Consider the following 10,063-nt stretch of genomic DNA (forward strand, 5'->3'; position numbering starts at 1 on the left):
AGTCGCCCGGCGGGGCCAGCTGCCCCTTCTGCGCCCATGCCGCCCAGCGTGCCATGAACTCGCGCTGCTGGGGCCGGCTGAGGGCGCGCACCGCCAGCGCGCGCTCGGCCGGGGGCAGTGCCAGCAGCCGGTCGATCGTCTCGTCCTTCGCGACCTGGCCGGGATCGTAGGTCATTGTCCCTCCCCCGCCGCTGCTTCCCCCGCCTCGGCCGCTGACCGGGCGGCGGCGCGCGCGCGCTTCGCCTCAAGGTCGGCCAGCTTGGCGAGCAGCACCGTGTCGGTGTCGTCGCGGCTGGCATATTGCGGCTTGGGGCCGCCGCGTCGCGGCTTGCCGTCGCGCCCGCGGTGGAGCGTCAGCAGCTTGAGCGCCAGCGCCACCGTGATCGGACCCGCGCGCGTGTCCGCGCCATTGTCCAGCACGCCGTCCGCGTCGCCGCCGGCCAGCGCATGGCCCACCAGCTGCGTTTCCAGCATCTCATAGCCCAGCGCCAGCGCCTCGCCCCAGGCATCCGCAAAGGCCGGCTCGCGCCGCCGCAGCAGATAGACGGAGCACGGCTCCACCCCGATCGCCTCGGCCGCCTGCTTCACGTTGCAGGTCGCGGCCAGGTGATCCAGGAACACCGCGCGCATCGCCTTGGTCCAGCGGACCCATTTCCTCGCGGTGAAGGCGGTATGCTTTTCCGTGATGATCGCATGGTGGCCGGGCATCCCATCCCCCTCGATATTGCGCGCCATGGCGCCAGCCTTGGAAACGGAAACGGGCCGGTCGATGCCGCCCAGTCTCCCTGGCGCATCGCCGGCCCGTTTCCTGCCGAGGTGCCTTGCGGGCCACGTCCCGTGTCCCCCGCCCGCAATTCCTCAGCGTTCCTGTTATGTACCCGATGAGCGTGACGCTGTCAAGCGCATTTTACCCATATGGTTCGCGACAATCGGGTCGCGCCACACCCGATCGAAATCCGATCCCATCCGGCTTGCCCCTCCCCACCGCCGCCGCCATGACGCACGGCACGGGGAGGGAAGCCATTGAGCCGCCAGCTGATCAACGAATATCGCGCCGAGCTCGATCGCCTGCGCCAGGTCTCCGGCAGCCGCCGCGAAAGCGTGCTGCGCGAGGCGTTCAAGGACCTGCTCAAGCGTTGGGGCCGCCAGCACGATCTCCAGTTCGTCGCCGAGCATGATATCCTGACGAAGCAGATGACGCGCATCTACGTCGATGGCGCGCTGCTCCACGGCCTGCGCGTCCCCTTCGGCTATTGGGAGGCCAAGGACGAGCAGGATGATCTGGAGGCGGAGATCGCCGCCAAGTTCCGCAAGGGCTATCCGCGAGACAATATCATCTTCACCGACGATGGCGCGACTGCATTCGCCTTAGCAACTAATATCACTGGTGCCTCGCTATGAGCCTTTTATCTGATCTATCCCGCGCCCGCACCGAGGAAGACGTCAAGGACGCCTACATCAAGGCGCTCGGCCTCGAGGGTTATCACAAGGGCCTCGTCGATATTCAGACGGAGGAGGTGTGGTTCGAGGCGAAGGACGCCCCCACCCCGCCGATCGTCATGGTCGCGCAGCTCATGTTCTACGTCCGCGCCGCGAAGAAGCGTGGAGAGCCGATCCCCGCCTTCCTCGCCGTGATCGATCGCGAGAAGGCGGCGCTCATGCCGACCGAGCGCGCGCTGCCGCTGCTAGACGACAAAGCAATCGTCTGGCCGAAATCGGGATCGGGCGCGGATCGCACGCTCGCCGCGCAGATCGCGCCCTACGTTCAGACACATATCGTCGAATATGAGATCGCTCGCGATGAGGCGGCGTTCGTCAAGGCGGTGAAGGATGCGATCCACGAACGCCGCATTATCCGCACGCCGATCACGCCGGACAATCTGCGGCAGGTATTCGATCGCTGGGTCGATCTCGTCGGCAGCGAGCTTGGTGTCGCTAGCCAGGCCGATTATGCCGTGCTGTTCTTCGCCGACATTATGCACGACGGCGCGAACGAGGCGATGCGCAATCTGCCCGCGCGCCTGCTGATGACCGCCGCCGGCCCCACGTTCTTGCTCGACGGGCGCACCTACGAACTCGCGAGCCAGCGCGGCTACAACAACTTCTGGGCGATCTACCATCGCCCGCCCGAGGAGAAGCATCGCCACTATCTGCTCGAACGACGCGACAGCCTGCTTCCGCTCGACGAACAGAAGTTCAAGGGCGCCTATTACACCCCGCTGCACATCGTCGACAAAGCCTACGACGAACTGCGCGCGACGCTCGGCGACGACTGGCAACAGCGCTACATCGTGTGGGACATGTGCGCCGGCGTCGGCAATTTGGAGGCGAAGCACAGCAACCTGCGCAACGTCTTCATGTCGACGCTTGATCAAGCCGACGTCACGATCATGCGCTCCAACCCCGCCTTCGCTGGCGCGGGAATCTTCCAGTACGACTACCTTAACGACGACGTCACCGATTTCGGCGAGATCGATTACAACCTGTCGAACAAACTGCCGCCTGCACTGCGACAGGCGATCGCCGACGCCAACGCGGGGGTGAAGGGCGCGAAGCCGATTCTCGTACTGATCAATCCGCCCTATGGGGAAAGCGGATCAGGAATCGTCAAAGGCGACGAAAACAAGGTTGGCATTGAAAAGACTCGCATGAACAACGCAATGCGCGGGATGAACCTGGGTTATGCGAGTAAGGAACTATTTGTACAGTTCCTAATCCGAATGCGTCAGGAATTGACCGCGTACAAGCTGGCGATGTTCAGCACGCTTAAGTACTTGAACGGACCTAACTTCGAGGCATTTCGCCGCACTTGGAAAGCTGAGTATCTCGGCGGGTTTGTGGTACACAGTCGGTCGTTCGACGGTTTAGAAGGCAATTTCCCGATTGGATTTCTGATCTGGAACACTTCTGGTGAGAAGACTATCGCTGATATAACAACAAACGCGCTTGATCGTACTGGTAAATTCGTAGGGGAAAAGACGTATGTGGTTCGACCCAACTCGTCGCTTTTGAATGCTTGGATTCCCGCGCCTCGTGCCAAAGGCGGTCTGACGATTCCCCTCTCAAACGCTCTGACGCCATCGCGGAACCCGCGTAAGAAGCTTTCTTGCGATGGAGCTTTGGGACACCTTTTTGCGAGTAACAATGACTTGCAAAACGCAGGCCAAGGTACACTTATCACGTCTTCAATATTCACTGGAAGGAACGGCGGCGGCCTATTTATCCTGTCAGAAAATCTCAATTACGCTGCGATTATATTCTCTGTGCGTTTACTTGCTCGCCATACATGGCTGAACCACGCCGATCAATTTCTTCAACCCTCGCGCCCTCTAAGCGCTGAGTTCAAGGCCGACTGCCTAGTCTGGATGCTGTTCAACGGCAAGAACCTCACCGCTGGCGCCGACGGCCTGCATTGGAACGATCGTGACTGGTCGCTGACCAACCACTTTGTCCCCTTCACCGAGGCCGAGATGGGAGCGAGCGGCCGCTTCGAATCCGATTTCATGGTCCGCTACATCGCCGGCATGGCTTTCTCGCCCGAAGCGCAAGCCGTCCTTGACGAAGGCCGCGCGCTGTTCCGCCGCTTCCACGCGACGCACTTCCCACGCAGGATCAGGGACGAATTCAAGCTCGGTCGTCCCGACGCCGGCTGGTATCAGGTCCGCCGCGCGCTACAGGCCTATGACGATACCGAACTGACCGACTTTGCGCCGTTCAACGCCGCCTATGCGACACTATCGGCAAAGCTGCGCCCGATGGTTTATTCACTCGGCTTCCTGCCTGAGTAGCACCGTCCTCCGCGCTCAAATCCCTCCCCGATCAGGGGCTGGTCCGTGTCGACGAGGATACGCAGCTTTCCGGCATCCCCGCCGATGCCTGGCGCTACCGCCTCGGCAACCGCTCCGCGATCGACTGGGTGCTCGATCAGCACAAGGAGAAGACCCCGCGCGATCCCACCATCCGGGAGAAGTTCAACACCTATCGCTTCGCCGATTACAAGGAGAGCATGATCGCGCTGCTGGCGAAGGTGGTGCGCGTCAGCCTCGACACGCTGGCGATCACCGACGCCATGGCCGCGCTCGACCGCTCGGGCTGGGAGGGCGGCGATGGCTGATCCGTTTCTACGTCCGGCAAGCGCCCGAACAGCTTGCCCTTTCCCCAAACCCGCCTGCCCCGCGCCTCGACAGCCTCGACCCCTTGGTGCGGCACGCACGAGACCGGCCAAAGATTGCGTGGAACGGGCGAGGGATCATCCGCCTATTCCGTGACACCCACCTGTACACCTGCCAAACTGCCGCGCTGATCCTCGGGAATCCCATGCTGAAATACCTGCCGCTGCTCGCCCTCGCCGCCTGCTCCGCCGCCCCGGCAAACGACACCGCGCCCGCGCCCGCGCCCAGCGCCACCCCGGTCGCCGCCACCACGCCGTCGCCGACCCCCAGCGCCACGCCGGAAACGCCACAGCTCGCCCTCTCCGTCGACGGCGAAGGCCTGCGCTTCGTCTATCCCAACGGCCGCACCGTCCCGCTCGCCTTCGGCACCTCGCAGGCACAGGCGATCACCGCCACCACAGCTGCGCTCGGCGACCCGAAGGCGCGCGGCACCAACGCCGATTGCCCCAGCGGCCCGGTCCAGTTCGCGCGCTGGGAAAGCGGCTTCACCCTCCACTTCCGCGACGCCGCGCTGGTCGGCTGGACGGGGGCGCCCGGCGTCACCAACATGGCCGGGATCGGCGTCGGCTCCACCCGCCGTGACCTCACCGACGTGCTCGACGCCAGGATCGAGCAGACCTCGCTCGGCACGCAATTCACCGCCGGCGGCCTCACCGGCATCCTCGCCTCGGACGCGCCCGATGCGAAGATCGAGGCGATGTGGGCCGGCGAAGGCTGCGTCGCGAGCTAAGCGCAAGTCCCTCTCCCCTTGTGGGAGTTTCGGGTCGGTGGTGCCCCGGCACCACCTCAACATCGCGGGGCGATGTTGACCCGAAACTGGAGGGAGCCGACGCAGTCGGCGGAAGGGTGAGGGGGCTCAGACGGTGGCCGCTATCCGCTGCCAGGCCGCCACTTCCTCCTCGAACCGCCGCACCACCGTCACCTCGGTCACCCGCGCCGCGGCCAAGTCGATCTCCGCCTCGCCCGCCCATTCGAAGGTCGCATTGCCGGAGAGCGTCACCATCGCGTCCGCATCCGCCTGGGCGCGCACCAGCCCGCCCCGATTGCGCACCACGATCTCGCGCCCGAACGGCACCCTGCCGGTCAGCGCCGCGGCATAGGTGCTCGCCGCCATCGCGCTGCCGCAACTGTCGGTCAGCCCCACGCCGCGCTCGGCGGTACGCACGAACAGCCCGTCGTCGGTCACCTGCACGAACGACACATTGGCGCGATTGGGCAGCCAGGGGGGCGCCACCTCGCACGCCGCCCACAGCCCCAGCAGCTCCGCCTCGTCGATCGTCTCCACGAAGCTGACGAGGTGCGGATTGGGCATCGCCACCGCGGTGAAAAGCCGCGGCCCGAGCTGCGCCACCGGCGCCTCGACCACGCGCTTCACGCCCACCAGCGGCCACGCGCCCGCGTCCAGCCCCGCCGGTCCCGCCCGCTCGCGCACGGTATAGACGCCCGGCGCCAGATCGGCATCGCGCGCCACCTCGGCCGTCGAGGTCTTGAGCGACACCATCGCCGCCTCCACCCCCAGCGCCGCAAACCCCATCCGCGCCACCAGCCGCAGCCCGTTGAGGCACGTCTCCGCCTCCGACCCGTCGGAGTTGAACATCCGGAAGCCGAAAGCAGCAAGATCAGTGCCTTGCGTCAACAGCAGCAATCCGTCGCTGCCGACCGGCCCCGCCCGATCGGCGAGCGCCCGCGCCACCGCTGCCCAGTCCGCCTCCGTCAGCGCCAGCGCGCGCGCGTCGACGATCGGGAAGGCATTGCCCGAGCCATGGCCGTAGGTGAAGGCGATCCGCATGCCCCCGCATCTAGGGCAGCCGATAGTGATCGGCCAGCCGGTCGAGCGCCAAGGTCAGCACCAGCCGCCCCGATCGCGTCGGCCAGCCCAGCGCCTTCTCCGCCGCGGGCAGCGCCTCGCCCGCGCAGATCACCCGCCAGGCGACATCGGCAAGGCCACTCCCCAGCCCCGCCAGCGCCGCATCGAACCGCCGCTTCGCCGCTAGCTGCGTGGTGGTGGGATCGACGCCGCCGCCACCCCCGTCGACCCGCGCCTGCCAGCGCATCGTCACCTGCGGCCCGAGCTGCGCGCGCTCGAAATCGGCGCGCAGCCGCTCCCCCGCCTCGAACTGCCGCGCCGAGACCATGTCCCGCGCCCGCAACCAGGCCAGCGGCGATTCGGCGACGTTCACCGTCACGCTCCGCCCGCGCTTCTGTGTCGCCTTGGGCCCGACCACGCCGAAGCCGTCGATCACCCGGTCTTCCAGTTCTCGCATGACTCGCCTCTTGTCATGAACGGTGATCTGTAGGAAAGTGATTTAACCAGGAGGGTTCATGATCACCGCCATCCGCGATGTCCGCCGCGCCAAGGGGCTCACGCTCGAGGAGGTCGCGCGCGCGTGCGATCCCCCCACCACCGCGCAGACGATCGGCCGGCTGGAAACGGGCACGCGCACCGTTTCGGTCGGCTGGCTCAACCGCATCGCCGCGGCGCTTGGGGTGGACGCCGCCGATCTGGTCCGCCTGCCCGACCGCCCCGACCTGCCCGTCGCCGCCTTGCTCGGCCCCGACGGCGCCGAGGCCCCCCGCGCCGACATGCGCGCCGCCCCGCCGACGCCCGCCGCGGGCACGATCGCGGTGGAGGTCACCGCCTCGGTCGGCGACTACCGTGCCGGCGACACAATCTGGTGTCGCCGTCTCACCCCCGACGCCTTCGCGCAGGCCCTCCACCGCGACGTCCTCGCCCCCGCCCGCGCCGGCGCCTTCGCGTTCGGCCGCCTGCTGTCGGTGGACGACGGCCGCGTCACTTTGCTCCCCCCCGGCCCCGGCGCCCGCCCGCTGGAACTCGCACCCGCATGGCTGGCCAAGGCGGAACGGCTGGTGCGGGGGTTGTAGCCGTACCCGTCACCCCAGCCTTGTGCCGGGGTCAGCCACAACGGCAATCCTCCCCCGCCAGGGGGAGGAAGCACGCATGTGCCGGGTGGCGGCGAACACGCCATCCTCGAAATCGAGGAGCACCGCCACCCTCCCCCTCCGTCGCCTACGGCGCCACCTCCCCCTGGCGGGGAGGACAGGGAAGATCGGAGACGCCCTAAGGCGGACGTGCTAGGCCCTCGCCAGCCTGGCTTCGAAGGTGATCCAATGTGGGTTCGCGCATATGTTGCGATTGCAACCGCTCTCGTCAGCCTTTCATCGCTGTCGGAAAGCGCCGTGCAGGCGGAGTGCGCTTTCGCGGCAGCTAACGAGTGGCTACGCCAGCCATCCGCCTCAGACGAGGGGTCTGTTGTTTCCAACATCCTTATACGGCCGGTCGATCGCAATGTGGCCGCCGCTGAAGCTCTCTTGGACGAGCGATCAATCCTTGCGCTAGATCCCAATCAAGTCAGTACGTTCGTCGGTGACGAAGACATTCATCGTATCGCATCAAAGGGATCACGACCCTATTTGGTCCGATCTGTCTTTCCCACACCCGTTCCAAAGCTCGATGTTCGCTGGAGCGGCGTAGATCTTCACGTTTTCGCCAGCGGCCTAGGATGCTTCAAATACACCAAGCGTCCGCTTGTTATTTTCCTCGATAGAAAGCCGGCTAAGGTATACGTCATGGCCTCCGCAGCGCTCTGACGGAAAAGGGCGACGTCCGTTTGTCCTGTCCAGTTTCGAAGCCGGCCGTTCTCTGCACATGCGGCATGCCCCTCACAACAGATACCCCCCCCCGCAACTCGTCAGCATCGCGCCCGTGATCGTCGCCGCCGCATCGAACAGCAGAAAGCCGCCCCCCTCAAGCCGCGTTGTCGATTCCCAGTTCGCCCAGCTTGCGATACAAGGTCGACCGCCCGATCCCCAGCCGTCGCGCCACCTCGGTCATCCGCCCGCGATAATGGCCGATCGCCAGGCGGATCACGTCCGCCTCGATCTCCTCCAGCGCGCGCAGGTTGCCGTCGGGCCGGAACAAAGTCACGCCCCCAGAGGCGGCGATCGGCGTCGCCACCGAGACGCGCGGCGCGCTTTCCGCCAGGCTGGCGATCTGCGGGAAGTCCTCGCGGGTCAGCGCATCGCCCTCGCACAGCACCGCCGCGCGGAACAGCGCGTTCTGGAGCTGCCGCACATTGCCCGGCCAGTCGTAGGAGACCAGCAGCGACAAGGCCTCGTCGGTGATCCCCAGCTCGCGCAGCCCCGGCTGGCGCGCGATCCGCGCGAGCAGGTGCCGCGTCAGGTCCGGGATGTCACCCGCCCGCTGGCGCAGCGGCGGGATGGTGACGCGCACCGCCGCCAGCCGCTGGAGCAGATCCTCGCGGAATCGCCCCGCCGCCACCTCGTCCTCCAGGTTGCGGTTGGTCGCGGCGATGATCCGTACGTCCACCGCGCGGAAATGCCGCGCGCCGATCGGATGCACCTCGCCGGTGTCGAGGAACTGGAGCAATTTCCCCTGCGCCTCCAGCGGCATCGCGTCGATCTCGTCGACGAACAGGGTGCCGCCATCGGCATTCACCAGCCGCCCGATCCGCCGCTCGAACGCACCGGGGAACGCCCCCTTCTCATGCCCGACCAGATCGCTCTCGACCATGTTGACCGGGATGGCGGCGCAGTTGAGCGCGGTCATCGTCTTGCGCGCCCGGGGGGAGGCGGCATGCACCGCCTCGGCGACGACTTCCTTGCCGACCCCGCTCTCGCCCTCCACCAGCACCGGCACCCGCGCGCGCGCCGCCTTGGCCGCGATCGCCAGCGCGGCGCGGAAATCGGGGGCGCTGCCGACGATCTCCTCGAATCCCAGCAGCGCCGGGATCTTCTCGGTCAACGGCCTGAGCTCGCCCGCCTGGGTCGCCCCCACCGCCGCGTCCAGCGCCGCCAGCAGCCGCTCGGGCGCCAGCGGCTTGACCAGGAAGTCGGTCGCGCCCGCGCGCATCGCCCCCACCGCATGCGCCACCGATCCGTTGGCGGTGATCATCAGGATCGGCAGCGCCGGGCGCCGCTTGCGCAATTCCTCGATCAGCGGCGTCGCATCGGCGTCGGGGGACCAATGGTCGAGCAGGATCGCGTCCAGCTGCATGCCGTCCTGCGTGCCCAGCATCGCGATCGCCATCTCATTGTCGGCGGCGAACACCGATCGCCAGCCCGCGCGCGCCGCCAGCGCCGCGACCAGCCGCCGCTGCGCGGGCTCGTCGTCGATCAGCATCAGCAGGCGCTGCCCGTTGCGCGTCATGGCAAAATCCTAAGAACCTTCCGCACTGTCCTAGAACGGGGCGGTAAAGGCTGGCTTAAGGCGCGCTTGAGCCGCGCGGCCCACGCGGATAGACAGACGCACAACGATGTCACGCTAACGAGGGGACCGCCATGGCCGGCGACATGGACATTTCATCGCATTCGAAGACCTACGCGCGTGTCATCGACATGCTGAAATGGGGCACGGTCGCCTGCGTATCGATCGCCGCCTTGGTGATCTGGCTGATCGCCGGCTGAGGTGAAGATCGCCGCCCTCCGCGAGACTGCGCCGGGGGAGGCGCGGGTCTCGCTCAGTCCCGAGACCGCGAAGAAGTTCGCCGGGCTCGGCGCCACCGTTGCGGTCGAATCGGGCGCAGGGCTGTCCGCCGCGATCCCTGACGCTGCCTATGAGGCCGCAGGCGCCACCGTCGCCGATCGCGCCGCGACGCTGGCCGGGGCGGACATCATTCTCGCGGTGCAGGGGCCCGATCCCGCCAGCCTCGCCGGCGTCGCGCCGGGCGCCTGGCTCGCCGCGATCCTCAACCCGTTCGGAGATCGCACCCGCGTCGACGGCTATGCCGCCGCCGGCATCGAGGCGCTGGCGATGGAGTTCATGCCGCGCATCACCCGCGCGCAATCGATGGACGTCCTGTCCTCGCAATCGAACCTGTCGGGCTACAAAGCGGTGCTCGATGCCGCCGCCG

The 10,063-nt window shown here is 66.9% G+C and carries 11 protein-coding genes and 1 pseudogene; 8 read left to right on the forward strand and 4 right to left on the reverse strand.

All coding sequences use genetic code 11. The features are described from left to right. Positions 1-171: 171 nt before the first annotated feature. Complete coding sequence (locus tag ACFDTH_RS15340; protein WP_375288432.1) at positions 172-735, reverse strand: hypothetical protein; 564 nt, start codon at positions 733-735, stop codon at positions 172-174. Positions 736-1,023: 288 nt separating this feature from the next. On the opposite strand from ACFDTH_RS15340, the gene ACFDTH_RS15345 reads away from it, so the two are divergent. From ACFDTH_RS15345 to ACFDTH_RS15360, 4 genes are all read left to right on the forward strand, one after another. After that, positions 1,024-1,401, forward strand: coding sequence for a hypothetical protein (locus ACFDTH_RS15345; protein WP_375288433.1), 378 nt, complete (start codon positions 1,024-1,026; stop codon positions 1,399-1,401). After that, a complete protein-coding gene (locus tag ACFDTH_RS15350) occupies positions 1,398-3,788 on the forward strand; it encodes a hypothetical protein (RefSeq protein ID WP_375288434.1) in 2,391 nt (796 codons plus the stop codon). Before ACFDTH_RS15345 ends, ACFDTH_RS15350 begins: the two co-directional genes overlap by 4 nt. Before the next feature lie 38 nt (positions 3,789-3,826). After that, on the forward strand, positions 3,827-4,114 hold the full coding sequence (locus ACFDTH_RS15355; protein WP_375288442.1) for a type ISP restriction/modification enzyme: 288 nt from the start codon (positions 3,827-3,829) through the stop codon (positions 4,112-4,114). Between the two features lie 203 nt (positions 4,115-4,317). Next, the gene (locus ACFDTH_RS15360) at positions 4,318-4,902 is read left to right on the forward strand and encodes a hypothetical protein (RefSeq protein WP_375288435.1); all 585 of its coding nucleotides are present in this window, start codon (positions 4,318-4,320) and stop codon (positions 4,900-4,902) included. Positions 4,903-5,028: 126 nt separating this feature from the next. On the opposite strand, the gene dapF is transcribed toward ACFDTH_RS15360, so the two are convergent. Both dapF and ACFDTH_RS15370 read right to left on the reverse strand, forming a co-directional pair. Then, a complete protein-coding gene (gene dapF, locus ACFDTH_RS15365; protein ID WP_375288436.1) occupies positions 5,029-5,961 on the reverse strand; it encodes a diaminopimelate epimerase in 933 nt (310 codons plus the stop codon). A gap of 10 nt (positions 5,962-5,971) precedes the next feature. After that, positions 5,972-6,436 (reverse strand): DUF6456 domain-containing protein, encoded by a 465-nt coding sequence (locus ACFDTH_RS15370; RefSeq protein ID WP_375288437.1) that lies wholly within the window; start codon positions 6,434-6,436, stop codon positions 5,972-5,974. A 58-nt stretch (positions 6,437-6,494) separates the two neighbouring features. On the opposite strand from ACFDTH_RS15370, the gene ACFDTH_RS15375 reads away from it, so the two are divergent. Both ACFDTH_RS15375 and ACFDTH_RS15380 read left to right on the forward strand, forming a co-directional pair. After that, positions 6,495-7,055, forward strand: coding sequence for a helix-turn-helix domain-containing protein (locus ACFDTH_RS15375; RefSeq protein ID WP_375288438.1), 561 nt, complete (start codon positions 6,495-6,497; stop codon positions 7,053-7,055). A gap of 246 nt (positions 7,056-7,301) precedes the next feature. Continuing rightward, positions 7,302-7,781 carry a hypothetical protein gene (locus ACFDTH_RS15380; protein ID WP_375288439.1) on the forward strand — a complete coding sequence of 160 codons (480 nt, stop codon included), beginning with the start codon at positions 7,302-7,304 and terminating at the stop codon, positions 7,779-7,781. A gap of 157 nt (positions 7,782-7,938) precedes the next feature. On the opposite strand, the gene ACFDTH_RS15385 is transcribed toward ACFDTH_RS15380, so the two are convergent. After that, positions 7,939-9,360, reverse strand: a complete 1,422-nt coding sequence (locus tag ACFDTH_RS15385) for a sigma-54-dependent transcriptional regulator (RefSeq protein ID WP_375288440.1) — start codon at positions 9,358-9,360, stop codon at positions 7,939-7,941. A gap of 131 nt (positions 9,361-9,491) precedes the next feature. On the opposite strand from ACFDTH_RS15385, the gene ACFDTH_RS15390 reads away from it, so the two are divergent. Together ACFDTH_RS15390 and ACFDTH_RS15395 are read left to right on the forward strand one after the other, a co-directional pair. Further along, positions 9,492-9,617: an aa3-type cytochrome c oxidase subunit IV gene (locus ACFDTH_RS15390; RefSeq protein ID WP_375288441.1), complete on the forward strand. Its 126-nt coding sequence runs from the start codon at positions 9,492-9,494 to the stop codon at positions 9,615-9,617. A 1-nt stretch (position 9,618) separates the two neighbouring features. Then, positions 9,619-10,063, forward strand: a pseudogene (locus ACFDTH_RS15395) (NAD(P)(+) transhydrogenase (Re/Si-specific) subunit alpha); the annotation flags it as partial.

The organism is Sphingomonas sp., from assembly GCF_042096255.1.
Taxonomy (GTDB): Bacteria; Pseudomonadota; Alphaproteobacteria; order Sphingomonadales; family Sphingomonadaceae; genus Sphingomonas.